Origin of the sequence: Streptomyces tauricus (assembly GCF_014650955.1) — a bacterium.
Taxonomy (GTDB): domain Bacteria; phylum Actinomycetota; class Actinomycetes; order Streptomycetales; family Streptomycetaceae; genus Streptomyces; species Streptomyces tauricus.
Genome location: NZ_BMVY01000022.1, coordinates 124,968 through 139,137 on the forward strand (window position 1 = coordinate 124,968; position 14,170 = coordinate 139,137).

13 protein-coding genes and 1 pseudogene are annotated in these 14,170 nt (G+C 69.6%); 6 read left to right on the forward strand and 8 right to left on the reverse strand.

Annotated elements, in window-relative coordinates:
* Window positions 1-74: 74 nt before the first annotated feature.
* The 5 genes and pseudogenes from urtD to IE278_RS28025 all read right to left on the reverse strand — a co-directional run.
* Window positions 75-818 (reverse strand): annotated as a pseudogene (urtD, locus tag IE278_RS28005) (urea ABC transporter ATP-binding protein UrtD); the annotation flags it as partial.
* Window positions 815-2,002, reverse strand: coding sequence for an urea ABC transporter permease subunit UrtC (gene urtC, locus IE278_RS28010; protein WP_246570753.1), 1,188 nt, complete (start codon window positions 2,000-2,002; stop codon window positions 815-817). The pseudogene urtD and the gene urtC, both read right to left, overlap by 4 nt.
* Window positions 1,999-2,895, reverse strand: coding sequence for an urea ABC transporter permease subunit UrtB (gene urtB, locus IE278_RS28015; RefSeq protein WP_189776052.1), 897 nt, complete (start codon window positions 2,893-2,895; stop codon window positions 1,999-2,001). Before urtB ends, urtC begins: the two co-directional genes overlap by 4 nt.
* 62 nt (window positions 2,896-2,957) lie before the next feature.
* Window positions 2,958-4,184: an urea ABC transporter substrate-binding protein gene (urtA, locus tag IE278_RS28020; RefSeq protein ID WP_349294318.1), complete on the reverse strand. Its 1,227-nt coding sequence runs from the start codon at window positions 4,182-4,184 to the stop codon at window positions 2,958-2,960.
* A 332-nt stretch (window positions 4,185-4,516) separates the two neighbouring features.
* Entirely contained in the window at window positions 4,517-5,575 is a 1,059-nt protein-coding gene (locus IE278_RS28025; protein ID WP_246570755.1) for a substrate-binding domain-containing protein, read from the reverse strand.
* Window positions 5,576-5,853: 278 nt separating this feature from the next.
* Here IE278_RS28025 and IE278_RS28030 point away from each other — a divergent pair, with 278 nt between their 5' ends.
* The 3 genes from IE278_RS28030 to IE278_RS28040 all read left to right on the forward strand — a co-directional run bounded on the left by IE278_RS28030 (window position 5,854) and on the right by IE278_RS28040 (window position 8,878).
* Complete coding sequence (locus tag IE278_RS28030) at window positions 5,854-6,306, forward strand: MarR family winged helix-turn-helix transcriptional regulator (protein WP_189776054.1); 453 nt, start codon at window positions 5,854-5,856, stop codon at window positions 6,304-6,306.
* Window positions 6,307-6,439: 133 nt separating this feature from the next.
* Entirely contained in the window at window positions 6,440-7,762 is a 1,323-nt protein-coding gene (locus IE278_RS28035; protein WP_189776055.1) for an aldehyde dehydrogenase family protein, read from the forward strand.
* Window positions 7,763-7,990: 228 nt separating this feature from the next.
* Entirely contained in the window at window positions 7,991-8,878 is an 888-nt protein-coding gene (locus IE278_RS28040; RefSeq protein WP_107019030.1) for a glycoside hydrolase family 19 protein, read from the forward strand.
* 71 nt (window positions 8,879-8,949) lie between these two features.
* On the opposite strand, the gene IE278_RS28045 is transcribed toward IE278_RS28040, so the two are convergent.
* Complete coding sequence (locus IE278_RS28045; RefSeq protein WP_189776081.1) at window positions 8,950-9,252, reverse strand: DUF4190 domain-containing protein; 303 nt, start codon at window positions 9,250-9,252, stop codon at window positions 8,950-8,952.
* Window positions 9,253-9,256: 4 nt separating this feature from the next.
* A complete protein-coding gene (locus tag IE278_RS28050) occupies window positions 9,257-9,430 on the reverse strand; it encodes a hypothetical protein (RefSeq protein ID WP_189776056.1) in 174 nt (57 codons plus the stop codon).
* A 190-nt stretch (window positions 9,431-9,620) separates the two neighbouring features.
* On the opposite strand from IE278_RS28050, the gene IE278_RS28055 reads away from it, so the two are divergent.
* From IE278_RS28055 to IE278_RS28065, 3 genes are all read left to right on the forward strand, one after another.
* Window positions 9,621-10,949: an ATP-grasp domain-containing protein gene (locus tag IE278_RS28055; protein WP_246570756.1), complete on the forward strand. Its 1,329-nt coding sequence runs from the start codon at window positions 9,621-9,623 to the stop codon at window positions 10,947-10,949.
* A 30-nt stretch (window positions 10,950-10,979) separates the two neighbouring features.
* Window positions 10,980-13,031, forward strand: coding sequence for a CocE/NonD family hydrolase (locus IE278_RS28060; protein WP_189776057.1), 2,052 nt, complete (start codon window positions 10,980-10,982; stop codon window positions 13,029-13,031).
* Between the two features lie 174 nt (window positions 13,032-13,205).
* The gene (locus IE278_RS28065; RefSeq protein ID WP_189776058.1) at window positions 13,206-13,598 is read left to right on the forward strand and encodes a DUF3662 domain-containing protein; all 393 of its coding nucleotides are present in this window, start codon (window positions 13,206-13,208) and stop codon (window positions 13,596-13,598) included.
* 41 nt (window positions 13,599-13,639) lie between these two features.
* Here IE278_RS28065 and IE278_RS28070 read toward each other — a convergent pair whose 3' ends face one another.
* Window positions 13,640-14,131: a DUF5709 domain-containing protein gene (locus IE278_RS28070; RefSeq protein ID WP_189776059.1), complete on the reverse strand. Its 492-nt coding sequence runs from the start codon at window positions 14,129-14,131 to the stop codon at window positions 13,640-13,642.
* Window positions 14,132-14,170: the final 39 nt, after the last annotated feature.

Genomic DNA, 14,170 nt, shown 5'->3' on the forward strand with positions numbered 1-14,170 from the left:
TTCCCGAGAGCCGCGTTCCCGAGGGGCGCGTTCCCGAGGGGCGTGTCTCCCAGAGCCGTGTCCCCAAGAGTCGTGTCCCCGACGGCCGCGTGCCCCAGGTACACCTCCTGCACCCTGGGGTCGGCCTGGACCTCGGCCACGGTCCCCTCGCTCAGCACCCTGCCCGCGTGCAGCACACTGACGCTGCGCGCGAAGGACCGCATGAAGTCCATGTCGTGCTCGATGACGACCACGGTCCGCTCCTCGCTGATGTGCTCCAACAGCTCGCCCGTCGCCTGCCGTTCGTCATGGCTCATCCCGGCGACCGGCTCGTCGAGCAGCAGCAGCCGTACGTCCTGCACGAGCAGCATGCCGATCTCCAGCCACTGCTTCTGGCCGTGCGCGAGCGTCCCGGCGAGAGTGTCGGCGAGGTCCGCGAGCCCGACCGTCTCCAGGGCGCGGGCGACGGGTTCCGGTACGCCCTTGCGGCGCCGCAGCATCGTCAGCATGCCGCGCCCGGCACCGGCCGCGATGTCCAGGTTCTGCAGGACCGTCAACTCCTCGAAGACCGTGGCGGTCTGGAACGTCCGGCCGATGCCCGACCGGGCGATCCGGTGCACGCTCCGCCCGAGCAGTTCCTCGCCCCCGAAGCGGACCGAGCCCTGCGCCTTCACCAGCCCGGTGACGGCGTCGACGAGCGTGGTCTTGCCCGCGCCGTTCGGCCCGATCAGAAAGCGCAGGTCACCCGGCCGCACATCGAGGTCCACACCGTCGACCGCGGTGAACCCGTCGAAGGACACCCGCAGGCCACGTATCCCCAGACCCGAAAGCTCGCTCATACCGCTCCTCCCAGGGGAACGGCAGGCGCCTTCTCCTCGCCGGCGTTCCCGACCGTGTCCCCGTCCGCGCGCCCGCCGGCGTCTCCGTCCCTGCCTCCGTCCATGTTCCCGCCCGCGTCGCCGCTCCCGTGCGAGGCCCGGCGCCGCCGCACGATCCCGGCCAGCGACACCAGGCCGCCCGGCAGGAACGCCAGGGCCACGATGAACAGCAGCCCCTGGAAGTACGTCCAGGCCGCCGGGAACTCCTCCGACAGGGCCGTCTTCGCCCAGGCCACCCCGATCGCGCCCAGCACGGCCCCGGCGAGGCTCGCCCGGCCGCCGACCGCGGCGCCGATGACGAACTCGATCGACGGGACGATGCCGATCATCGCCGGGGAGATGATGCCGACGGCTGGCACGAACAGGGCCCCCGCGAGCCCGGCCGTCCCCGCCGCCACGACGTACGCGACGAGTTTGACGTTCGCCGGGTCGTACCCGAGGAAGCGCACGCGTTCCTCCGAGTCCCGTACGGCGACGAGGAGTTCGCCGTACCGGCTGTGCATCAGCTGCCGGACCAGCACGATCAGGAGCAGCAGCACGGCGGCGATGACGAAGTACACCATCCGCTGGTTGACCGGGTCGTCGAGGTCGTAGCCGAAGAAGCCCTGGATGTCGGTGAGTCCGTTGGTGCCGCCGGTCGTCGCCTGCTGGCCGATCAGCCAGATCGCGAAGGCCGCGGCGAGCGCCTGGCTGAGGATCGCGAAGTAGGCGCCCTTGACCCGGCGGCGGAAGATGAACGAACCGAGGATCGCCGCGACGGCCATCGGCAGCAGCACGGTCGCCGCGAGCGCGAACAGCGGATTGCCGAACGGGCGCCACCACCAGGGGAGTTCGGTGGCGGTGCCGTACAGCTGCATGAAGTCGGGGAGGTTGCCGGGACCGGCGTCCGCGATCTTCAGATGCATCGCCATGGCATAGCCGCCGAGCCCGAAGAACACACCCTGGCCGAGCGTGAGCAGGCCGCCGCGTCCCCAGGCCAGACAGATGCCGACGGCCACCATCGCGGTGCACAGGTACTTGGCGAGCAGCCCGAGGCGGAAGTCGGAGAGCGCCAGCGGCGCGACGGCGAACAGGGCGACGGCAGCCGCGCCGACACCCGTCCACGCGCGGGCGGACGGGTCTTTGAACAGAGTCGGCAGGGTCATACGAGACTCCTCGTACGCAGTGTGTACAGCCCCTGGGGCCGCCACTGGAGGAAGGCGACGATGGCCACGAGGACGAGTACCTTCGCCACGCTGACCGTGGTGGAGTACTCCAGGACGGACTGCATGACGCCGAGGGCGAACGCGACGATCACCGTGCCCTTGAGCTGGCCGATGCCGCCGACCACGATCACCAGGAACGCGTCGATGATGATGTTGGTGCCCATCGTCGGCCCGATCGGCCCGACCAGCGTCAGCGCGACGCCCGCGACCCCGGCGAGACCGGAGCCCAGGAAGAACGTCGTCCGGTCCACCCGTGAGGTGGAGATGCCGGACACCTCGGCCAGGTCCCTGTTCTGCACGACCCCGCGGATCCGGCGGCCGAGCGACGTCAGCCGCAGGGCCAGCGACAGCGCGACGACGGCCGCGACCGCGAGAGCGAGGATGAACAGCCGGCTGTTGGCGAAGGTCAGCGGGTCGTCGCCGCCGATGACGGTGATGTTCCCGGTGAGCCAGTCGGGCGCGCGGGTCTGTACGTTGGGCGCGCCGAAGATGTCCCGGGCGAGCTGCTGGAGCATCAGTGACACACCCCAGGTGACGAGCAGTGTGTCGAGCGGGCGCAGATACAGGCGCCGGATGAGCACCCACTCCAGCAGCGCGCCGAGCGCACCCGCCACCAGGAAGGCGACGGGCAGCGCCACGAGCAGGGAGACGCCCGCACCGGAGATGGACTTCTGGAGGACGTACGTGGTGTAGGCGCCGGCCATGATGAACTCGCCGTGGGCCATGTTGATGACGTTCATCTGGCCGAAGGTGAGCGAGAGGCCGAGCGCGATGAGCAGCAGGACGGCACCGATGCTGATGCCGGTGAAGGTCTGACCGAGGATCACGGTCATACGGCGGCTCCGAGGAGGCAGGACGTGGGGGCCTCGCGGGTGAGGCCCCCACGCGCGGTCGGTCAGGAGAGGCCGGAGGCCCAGTCGTAGCCCTTCAGGAACGGGTCCGGCTCGATCGCCTCGCCGGAGTCCCACACCTGCTCGATCAGCCCGTCGGTGCCGATCTTCCCGATCCGGGCGGTCTTGGAGATGTGCTGGCTCGCGCCGTCCACGGTGACCTCGCCCTCGGGGGCGTCGAAGGTGATGCCGTCCGAGGCGGCCTTGACCTTCTCCGGGTCGAAGGACTTCGCCTTCTCGACCATCGCCTTCCAGAGGTACACCGAGGTGTACGCGGCCTCCATCGGGTCACTGGTCGGCTTGTCCTTGCCGTACTTGGCCTTGTACGCCTTCACGAACGCGGTGTTCGCCGCGCCGGGGGTCGTCTGGTAGTAGTTCCAGGCCGTCAACTGCCCTGCCAGGTACTGCGATCCGATCGACTTGACCTCTTCCTCGGCGATCGACACCGAGACGACCGGCATTCCCTCGGCGGTCAGTCCCGCCGACTTGTACTCCTTGAAGAAGGCGACGTTCGAGTCGCCGTTGAGGGTGTTGAAGACCGCGTCGGCCTTCGAGGCCTTCACCTTGTTGGCGATCGTGCTGAACTCGGTGGAGCCCAGCGGCGCGTAGTCCTCACCGAGCACCTTCATGCCGTTGGCCTTCGCGTACGCCTTGATGATCTTGTTGGCGGTGCGCGGGAAGACATAGTCGCTGCCGACGAGGTAAATGCTCTTCTCACCCTTGCTCTTCAGATAGTCGAGTGCCGGGACGATCTGCTGATTGGTGGTCGCCCCCGTGTAGAAGATGTACGGGGATTCTTCGAGGCCCTCGTACTGCACGGGATAGAACAGCAGGGACTTGTTCTTCTCGAAGACGGGTTTCACCGCTTTGCGGCTCGCGGAGGTCCAGCAGCCGAAGGTGGCCGCGACCCGGTCCTCCTTGATGAGCTTGCTCGCCTTCTCGGCGAACGTCGGCCAGTCGGAGGCGCCGTCCTCACTGACCGGCTTGAGCTGCTTGCCGAGCACCCCGCCCGAGGCGTTGATCTCCTCGATCGCCAGCCTCAGCGAGTCGCGTACGGTCACCTCGCTGATCGCCATGGTGCCGGAGAGCGAGTTGAGCAGGCCGACCTTGACGGTGTCGCCGCTGGTGTCGGCCTTGGCGGCCTGGTCGGACGAGCCGCCCGCGGCGTCGGTCTTGGCGCCGCACGCGGTGAGCGCGAAGGCGGTGGCGAGCGCCGCGGCACCCGCCAGCACCCGGCGCCGGGACGAACGGGAACCGCTGGGACCATTGAGGCCGCTGGGACCGCTGAATGCACTGAGACCGCTGAACGCACTGGAACGGCTGGACAAATGGACCCCCTCGGGCTGGGAGGACAACCTCCTCCTGGCGTGCGGTCCACAGCCTCAAGTCAGCCTGTTTCCACGGCGTTTCGCATTACTTTCCCGGCGGTATCTTCCCGCTCTCATCGGGCTCTCGGCGGGCAACAAAAAATACCTCGGCCGGAATTCGAGACATGAATTCACAGTTCGCCCGAGGCATTCTAATTACTTCCTGTGGGAAGTATCTTCGCGCAAGCGTGAACCTGTCAAGGCCGGGACTCGTGAAGATTCAGCTGGGCCACCACGTCGAAGTCCACCCCGTCCGCCCGCGCCAGGTAGATCCGCTGGCGCACATGCCCGCCGCGCAGCCGGAGCAGCCCGCGGGGCCCCTCGTAGGAGACGGTGTCCGCGGCGGCGCCGATCGCGGTGACGTCCAGGGTCCTGGCCCGGTCGATGAGCGCGGCGAGCAACAGCACGCCCTCGTAACACGATTCACCGAGACTGCCGAGCACCGGTGCCTGAACGCCGTACCGTCCGGCGTACTGGCCGTGGAAGTCCAGCGTGTCCTGGTTGGCGAGGGAGGCGAAGAACCCGGCCGTGCTGTAGAGGCCGGCGGTGGCCGCCGGGCCGCTCGCCATCAGCATGTTCTCGTCCATCAGGGTGCTCAGGCGCAGACATCGTCCGTCGAGCCCCGCCGCGGCGAACGCCCGGTTGAAGCGCACGGCGTCGCTGCCCACGAGCAGCATCAGCACCCCGTCCGCCTCCGACCGCTCGACGCGCCGCAGCACCGCGTCGAAGTCATGGGTGCCGAGCGGCAGATACGCCTCCGCGCAGACCTCGCCGCCCGACGCGCGTGCGTAGCGGTGCGCGGCCCTGGCCGTACGGCGCGGCCACACATAGTCGTTGCCCACGACGAACCAGCGGCGCACCCGGTGCTCGCGGGCCAACAAGCCCATGGCGGGCCGGAGTTGGGCGTCCGGTGTCTCGCTCGTGAGGAACACGCCCGCCGTGCGCTCCCCGCCTTCGTACAGCGCCGTATACACATAGGGCACCCGATGGGCGATCCGCGGCGCGAGTGCCTGGCGTACGGAGGAGATGTGCCAGCCGGTGACGCCCTGCACGATGCCGAGACTCACCAGCGCCTCGACGTTCTCGGCGACGCGCCGCGGTTCGGCGCCGCCGTCGACCGGCAGCAGCCGCAGTTCCTTGCCGAGCACCCCGCCGGAGCGGTTGACCTGTTCCGCGGCGAGCCGCGCGCACAACTCGCAGGTGGGTCCGAAGATTCCGGCGGCGCCCTGGAGGGGGAAGACCAGCGCCACGCTCACGACCGAGTCGTCAGCCGTGAACCAGTCGAGCGGAAGCGGGTCGAACGAAGGAGGGGCGAAAGGAGAGTCGAATGAAGGAGGGCTGAACGAAGGCGGGTCGAGCGGAGGCGGGTCGGGCCGGACCATGAGGGCATGATTCCGGGAACGTCCGGTGAACTCCAGTCCGTCTCGGGGTGCGGTCGGTGCCGCGCGCCGCACGGGCGAGGTCCGTGATGAAAACGGGACTTGTACGATGTGCCGATCCCCTGGAGCGCTGATTCTCGGGAGCGAGGAGCAGGATGCCGACCCCACCTCCGCGCCGGTCCCATGACCTCGTGCACCTTCTGACGCGGGCCGAGCGGCTGGCGGCGCGCCGGCTCCAGGCCGCCCTGGAGGAACACGGCTGCTCGCTCGACGCCTGGCGGGTGCTCTCCCTGCTCTCCGACGGCGAGGGCCATCCCATGACGGCGGTCGCGGAGGCGGCCTTCCTGCCGCCCGCGACCCTCACCAAGCTGGTCGACCACCTCGTCGACCAGAACCTGGTCCACCGACGGGTGGACCCCCTCGACCGGCGGCGCATCCTCGCCCACCTCACCCCGCGCGGCGAGACGTACTGGCGGCGCGTCGACCGCGAGGTGCGCACGCGGTGGCCCGCCCTGGGTGACGACGACGAGGAACTGCTGCGCGGTCTGCTCCACCGGCTCGCGGACGCGCTCGACGGGGCGGCGGCAGTCCCCGAGTCCTCGGTGTGACCCGACGATCACAGGCGGTGTGTCCGGCCTGTGGGGAATTCACGATGCCGTATAAATGGTTGGCATATACATCGAGCTTGTCGCTCGACCCACCGAGCGCGGGTCACGCACCCGCCCCGACCAGCGAGGCACCGTGAACCAGCCCACCCCCGAGCAGCCCGCCGACGTCGTGGCCCGGCTGCGCGCCACCTTCCGCTCCGGCCGCACCCAGCCCGTCGAGTGGCGCGCCGGCCAGCTGAGCCGCCTGCGCGAGATGCTCACCACGGACGGCACGGCACTCGCCGCCGCCCTCCACACCGACCTGGGCAAGAGCTCCACCGAGGCCTTCCGTACCGAGATCGACTTCGTCGTGCGCGAGATCGACCACACCCTCGAACACCTTGACGAGTGGCTGCGCCCCGAGCCCGCCCCCGTCCCCGCGCACCTCGGCGCCGACGCGACCGGCTGGACGCGCTACGACGCACTGGGCGTCGTCCTGGTCATCGCCCCCTGGAACTACCCGGCGCAGCTCCTGCTGGCCCCGATGCTCGGCGCGCTCGCCGCGGGCAACGCGGTGGTCGTCAAGCCCAGCGAACTGGCCCCCGCCACCTCCGCCGCACTGGCCCGGCTGCTGCCCCGGTACCTGGACACCGAGGCCGTCGCCGTCGTCGAGGGCGGCATCCCCGAGACCACGGCCCTGCTCGCCGAGCGCTTCGACCACATCTTCTACACCGGCAACGGCACGGTCGGCCGCATCGTGATGACCGCCGCCGCGAAGCACCTCACCCCGGTCACCCTCGAACTCGGCGGCAAGTCCCCGGCCTTCGTCGACCGGGGCGCCGACCTCACCGTCGTCGCCGAGCGCCTGGCCCGCGGCAAGTTCCTCAACGCCGGACAGACCTGTGTCGCGCCCGACTACGTCCTGACCGACCCGGAGACCGCCCGCGCCCTGGAGCCCGTACTGACCGAGGCCGTCGAGAAGCTGTACGGGGCCGACGCGTCCACCTCCGCCGAGTACGGGCGGATCATCAACGAGCGGCACTTCGACCGGCTCAGCGGCCTGCTCGACTCCGGCCGGGTCGTCGTCGGCGGCGCCACCGACCGTGCCACGAAGTACATCGCGCCGACCGTCCTCGCCGACGTCGAGCCCGACGCGCCCGTCATGCGCGAGGAGATCTTCGGCCCGGTCCTGCCGATCGTGACCGTCCCCGGTCTCGACGAGGCCATCGACTTCATCAACGACCGCGACAAGCCCCTCGCCCTCTACGCCTTCACCGAGTCGGACACCACCCGGCAGCGGCTCGCCGCCGAGACCTCCTCCGGGGGCCTGGGCCTCGGTCTGCCGCTCGCCCATCTCACCGTCTCCGACCTGCCGTTCGGCGGCGTGGGGGAGAGCGGCATGGGCAACTACCACGGCCGCTACTCGATCGAGACGTTCAGCCACCGCAAGGCGGTCCTGGAGAAGCCGCTGAGCTGAAGCGGCCGACGGGGCCGGGCCCGCCGATCCGAAGTGGCGCGGCAGCGGGGCGGGTTGACTGGTCTACACCCTTGACTGGTCCAGACCAAGGTGGTGGAGTGTGCCTCACTACCCCCCACCACGGCCGCCCCGTACGCCGCGGCCGGTCTCCCCGGCACGTGCGTACAAGGTCCGCCCCGCGCTGCCCCCGTACGGTGCGCGGCCGTGCTCCGTGAAGGAGTTGACCCTGTGTCCAGGCGCCGTATCTCCGCGTTCGTGGCCGCGATCGTCCTCGGAACCGCCGCACCGGTGCTGTTGCCGGCCTCGGGCGCGTCCGCCGCGGCCTGTTCGAGCTACCCGAGCTGGGTGGCCGGCAAGTCCTACGTGACCGGGAACATCGTCCGGTACACCGACGGCAAGGCCTACATAGCCGAGCACGACAACCCGGGCTACGACCCCACCATCAGCACCTGGTACTGGGAGCCGTACGCCTGTGACAACGGACCCACCAACCCCTCCGGGTTCGTCGTCAGCGAGGCCCAGTTCAACCAGATGTTCCCGAACCGGAACTCCTTCTACAGCTACAGCGGGCTGAAGGCCGCGATGAGCGCCTACCCGGCCTTCGCGAACACCGGCAGCGACACGGTGAAGAAGCAGGAGGCCGCGGCCTTCCTCGCCAACGTCAACCACGAGACCGGCGGCCTGGTCCACATCGTCGAGCAGAACACCGCCAACTACCCGCACTACTGCGACTGGGGCCAGCCCTACGGCTGCCCGGCCGGCCAGGCGGCGTACTACGGCCGCGGTCCCATCCAGCTCAGCTGGAACTTCAACTACAAGGCCGCGGGCGACGCGCTCGGCATCGACCTCCTGAACAACCCCTGGCTCGTGCAGAACGACTCGGCGGTGGCCTGGAAGACCGGCCTCTGGTACTGGAACACGCAGTCCGGCCCCGGCTCCATGACCGGCCACAACGCGATGGTCAACGGCGCGGGCTTCGGCCAGACCATCCGTTCCATCAACGGTTCGCTGGAGTGCGACGGCAAGAACCCGGCCCAGGTGCAGAGCCGGGTGGACAGCTACCAGCGGTTCGTGGGGATCCTCGGCACGACCGCGGGCAACAACCTGTACTGCTGACACACCACGTGAGCGCTGTTCCCCGGCCGAATCGCCGGCCGGGGAACAGCGCTCACGTGTGCCGTGCGGGGTCAGCCGAACATGCCCCACGACGTGGTGCCGTTCACCGCCATCAGGACGCACAGCACCACGATGTCCGCGATGCCGAGCCACAGCCCGAGCAGTGCCCTGAAGCGGCGGGGTGTGCCGCGTCGCAGGGCCATGACGGCCAGGACGATCGCGATGGGGCCGAGGAAGAAGTTGAGGACGAGAAGTCCGACCAGGCCGAGCACGAAGGAGGCCACGGCCATCCCCTCGGTGTCCCGCCTGCCGGTCGGCCGCCCGCCGGTTCCCTGCTCGCCGCTCTCCCGTCGCCGGGACTCCGTCAGTCGCATCACGTCACGCCCTCCGGGTCCGGCTGCCGCTGCCGTGCCTGCGCCGCTCGCGCACCGCGAACACGGCCAGCCACACGGCGATGGCCGCACCGGCCACGAGGGTCACGGGCAGGGGGAGATAGGCGGCCGAGCCGATCAGGACGGCCAGCAGGAGAACGGCCACTACAAGAAGGATCACGTCTGCTCCCGTTCGCGCGGGGACATGGGCAATGCTGTCGATCGCCTCTTCATGAACATGCGGATACGGGTGTCCCGGCGGCGCGACATCACACCTGCGAACACTTCGGGCCGGTGGCGAAGATTCGCCCCGCCGCTCAGGGGTACCCCACGGTCTTCCGCCAGATCCACGCAGAACGGGAAGGTCGCCTGTGCCCGAAAAGAACGTGTCCGATGTGAAGAACGATGTGCAGAACGTCTTCGTGATAGGTCTCGACGACGCCAACCTGCCCACCCTCGAAGCGGCCGCGGCAGCCAGGTCACTGCGGTACCACCGGCTGCTGACGATCGAGGAACTGCAGGGCGGCGAGGTCTCCGTCCCCGAACTGATCGACAAGGCCCGGGCCGTACTGGACGCCTTCGACGGCAGTATCGACGCGATCGTCGGCTACTGGGACTTCCCCGTCAGCACCCTCGTGCCGATCCTCGCCGAGCACTACGGGACCCGCAGCACCAGCCTGGAGTCGATCGTCAAGTGCGAGCACAAGTACTGGAGCCGGCTGGAGCAGCAGAAGGTCACCGACCGGCACCCGCGGTTCGGCCGGGTCGACCTGGACACCGACGACCCGCGGCCGCCTGAGAACGTCCGGTTCCCGATGTGGGTCAAGCCCGCGCTCTCGTACTCCTCCGAACTCGCCTTCGGCGTCAAGGACATGGACGAGTTCCGGGACGCCGTCCGGCAGATCCGCGAGGGGATCTCCCGGGTCGGCCGGCCCTTCGAGGACATCCTCGGCCGGATCGAGCTGCCGCCAGAGATGGAGGGCGTCGGCGCCCAGGTCTGCCTCGCCGAGGAGGCGATGACGGGCCTCCAGGTCGCCGTCGAGGGGTACGTCCACGAGGGCGAGGTCACCGTCTACGGCGTGCTGGACTCCATCAACTACCCCGACACGTCCAGCTTCCAGCGGCACCAGTACCCCTCGACGCTGCCGCCGCCGGTGATCGCCCAGCTGCACGACGTCACCGAGCGCGTCATGCGCCGGATCGGCTTCGAGTCGGCCACCTTCAGCGTGGAGTACTTCTTCGACCCGAAGACCCAGGAGATCAGCCTGCTGGAGATCAACCCGCGGCACTCCCAGTCCCACGCCGAACTGTTCGAGTACGTCGACGGCGTGCCCAACCACCACGCCATGCTCGGCCTCGCCCTGGGCGACGACCCGGCCATGCCGCAGCGCAAGGGCCCGTACGCGATGGCCGCGAAGTGGTACTACCGCTGGTTCACCGACGGGGTCGTGCGCGATGTGCCCTCGGCCGACGACCTCGCCCGTATCGAGCGCGAGTCCGACGGCGTCCGCGTGGACGTCACCACCGAGGAGGGGCAGGTCCTCTCCGACCTGTCCCAGCAGGACTCCTACAGCTACGAGCTGGCGCACATATTCACCGGCGGGAACAGCGAGGAGGAGCTGAGGACGAAGTACGACCACTGCGTGGCCGCCCTGGGACTCTCCTTCGACGAGAGCCCCAAGGAACAGCCGCACGCCTGACGACCGCCGAGCAAGGAGCAAGTCCGCCTCATGCGCTACGTGAGCAATCTGCCGTACGCGACGAAGGAAGAGGAGGACGTCCGTATCCCGATGTCCGACGGCGTCCAGCTGTCGGCCCGTGTCTGGCGCCCCACCTCCTCCGACAACGAGCCCGTGCCCGCGGTGCTGGAGTACATCCCCTACCGCAAACGCGATCTCACCTCGGTGCGCGACTCCATGCACCACCCCTACATCGCCGGTCACGGATACGCGTGCGTGCGCGTCGACCTGCGCGGCACCGGCGACTCGGAGGGGGTGCTGAGGGACGAGTACCTGGAACAGGAACAGGCCGACGCCGAAGCGGTCCTCGCCTGGCTCGCCGAGCAGCCCTGGTGCGACGGCAACACCGGCATGATGGGCCTGTCCTGGGGTGCCTTCGCCGCCCTCCAGGTGGCCGCACGGCAGCCGCCGAGCCTGCGCGCCGTCGTCATCGCGTCCTTCACGGACGACCGGCACGCGGACGACATGCACTACATGGGCGGCGCCATGCTGTCGGACAACCTCGCCGAGGCCGGCACCATGTTCGCCTACGCCACCTGCCCGCCCGACCCCGCCGTGGTCGGCGACCGCTGGCGCGAGATGTGGCACGAACGCCTGGAGAACACCGGCCCCTGGGTCCTTCCCTGGCTGCGCCACCAGCGCCGGGACGACTACTGGCGGCACGCCTCGGTCGCCGAGGACTACCAGGCCGTGCGGTGCCCGGTCCTCGCCTCCAGCGGCTGGGCCGACGGCTACTCCAACGCCGTGACCCGGCTGCTCGGCAACCTGGACGTGCCCCGCAAGGGACTGATCGGCCCGTGGTCGCACAAGTTCCCCCACCTCGGGGAGCCCGGGCCCGCCATCGGCTACCTCCAGGAAGTGGTGCGCTGGTGGGACCACTGGCTCAAGGGCGTCGACAACGGCGTGATGGACGGCCCCATGCTGCGCACCTGGATGCAGGACAGCGTGCCCCCGTCCACCTCGTACGAGGAGCGCCCGGGCCGCTGGGTCGCCGAGCCCACCTGGCCCTCTCCGCAGATCAGTCCCGTCAGGTACCCGCTGACCCGGCACCGCATCGGTACTCCGCTCGATACCGATGCCGATACCGATGCCGGTGCTGACACCGGTGGCGAAGGGATGACGGTGCGTTCCCCGCTGTCCGTCGGGCAGTTCGCGGGCAAGTGGGCCTCCTACAACGCGCCCCCGGACCTGCCGTACGACCAGCGCGAGGAGGACGGCGGCTCCCTCGTCTTCGAGACCGAGCCGCTGGCCGAACGGCTGGAGATCCTCGGCTCACCGACCGTGGAACTGGACCTCGCGGCCGACCGGCCGGTCGCGATGGTGGCCGCGCGCCTATCCGACGTGAGCCCCGACGGCGCCGCGACCCGTGTCACCTACGGTCTGCTCAACATCACCCGGCGGGAGAGCACCGAGCACCCCGAAGCCCTGGAGCCGGGTACGCGCTACCGCGCGACCGTCCAGCTCAACGGAGTTGCGCAGGCGTTCCCGCCCGGCCACCGGGTCCGCCTCTCCCTGTCCACGTCGTACTGGCCGCTCGCCTGGCCGCCCCCCGAGCCGGCGCTGCTGAGCGTGTACGAGGGCTCCAGCACCCTCACGCTCCCCGTCCGCCCGACGGACGAGCCCGACGGGGTGCCGGCGAACCCCTTCGAGGAGCCCGAGGGGACACCCCCGCTGTCCGTCACCCGGGTGACCGCCCCGGACGCGCGCTGGGAGGTGAAGCGCGACATGGTCGACTACCGCGCCGAGCTGGAGATCGTGAAGGACCAGGGCCTCGTCCACTTCGACGAGATCGGGCTCGACGTCGGCCGTCGCGCCTACGAGCGCTACACGTCCGTCGCCGACGACTTCACCTCGGCGACCGGCGAGTCCACCTGGACCATGCGCTTCAGGCGCGACGACTGGGATGTCCGCGTGGAGACGCACACGCGGCTGACCTGCGACGAGACGGACTTCTTCGTCGACGCCACGCTGGACGGCTACGAGGGCGAGCGCCGGGTCTTCTCCCGCACCTGGAACGAGACGGTGCCGCGGGACCTGCTCTAGGCGGCCCACGGGCGACGACGCGTCCCCGGACCTCTCCGGGGACGCGTCGTTCTCCACTGCCCGGGCACCAGAAGGAGGAGAGGGAGCACCACGACCACACCAGGACACGGCACAGCACGACACGGCACACCACGACACGGAACAGTCACGACACGATCGAGGAGAAGTTGAGGCGTGAGCACACTCACTGGTCTGGAACGAGCCATGGAACGCTTCGGAGGGTCACTCCTCGCGCACTTCCGGCACAAGGAACCGGTCGAACTGATCGAGGCCCTGCACAAGGAGTGCGACGACCACATCGTGGTGTGCAGTGAGAGCCGGACCGTCGTCCCCAACGCCTACGACGTCGAGCTGGCCGAGTTCGCCCACGAGGAGCTGGAGCGCAACGGCGGCCGCATCGACCAGGTGCTCACCGACAGCCTGCTGCGCCACGGCGAGCGGATGGGCTACGAATGGGCCGGCCCGCTGACGGTGCACGTCACCCGGTCGGCGGACCTGCCCAACGGCCGGTACCGGGTGGCGAGCGCTGTCATGAAGCATGTGCGGGCCGGCGCCTTCCAGCACTGACCGGCGCCTTCCCGCACCGACCGTCGGACCGGGCCGGTCCGTCAGTCCCGTCGCAGAGGTGTCGGCGGCAGCTCCTCCTCCTCGGGGATGAGGTGGACCGCCGCCTCCTCGGCGCCCGCTGCTCCGCCGTCGATACCGATGTCCGAGGCGACGGCCTCCTTGGTCATGTCCTCGTGCGCGCCCTCGTCCGGCGCCACCAGCCGGCCCGCGCGCTCGTCGCCGACCTCCGGGTCGGCCGTCTCGCCCTCCCCGTAGGGCAGGTCACCGACGCTGTCGCCGGCCGGGGTCTCCTCGTCGGGGACCTCCTGGCGCAGCCGCTCGTCGAGTGACTCGCCCTCGTGCTGCTCGGCCGCCGTGACGCCGGTCTTGTTCACACCCAGCGGCTTCTCGGGCGGCGAATAGCCCTCATCGAGCACATCGTCGTACGTACGTTCGTCCACCGCGTCCTGGAGGTCCAGCGGGGCGGCGTCCGCCTGCTCCTCATTGGTCCCCGTGGGCTGGTAGACGTCGTCGGCCATGTTGTCGTCGCTCATGTTCGGCCTCCCGGCGCAGTGATCATTTCTTTCCCCGTA

Bases quoted from the DNA above. Each gene is read 5' to 3' on its own strand.
- urtC (WP_246570753.1), bottom strand. From the start codon at position 2,002: ATGACCCTGCCGACTCTGTTCAAAGACCCGTCCGCCCGCGCGTGGACG.
- urtB (WP_189776052.1), bottom strand. From the start codon at position 2,895: ATGACCGTGATCCTCGGTCAGACCTTCACCGGCATCAGCATCGGTGCC.
- IE278_RS28030 (WP_189776054.1), top strand. From the start codon at position 5,854: ATGCCGACCCCACCTCCGCGCCGGTCCCATGACCTCGTGCACCTTCTG.
- IE278_RS28045 (WP_189776081.1), bottom strand. From the start codon at position 9,252: ATGCGACTGACGGAGTCCCGGCGACGGGAGAGCGGCGAGCAGGGAACC.
- IE278_RS28060 (WP_189776057.1), top strand. From the start codon at position 10,980: ATGCGCTACGTGAGCAATCTGCCGTACGCGACGAAGGAAGAGGAGGAC.
- IE278_RS28070 (WP_189776059.1), bottom strand. From the start codon at position 14,131: ATGAGCGACGACAACATGGCCGACGACGTCTACCAGCCCACGGGGACC.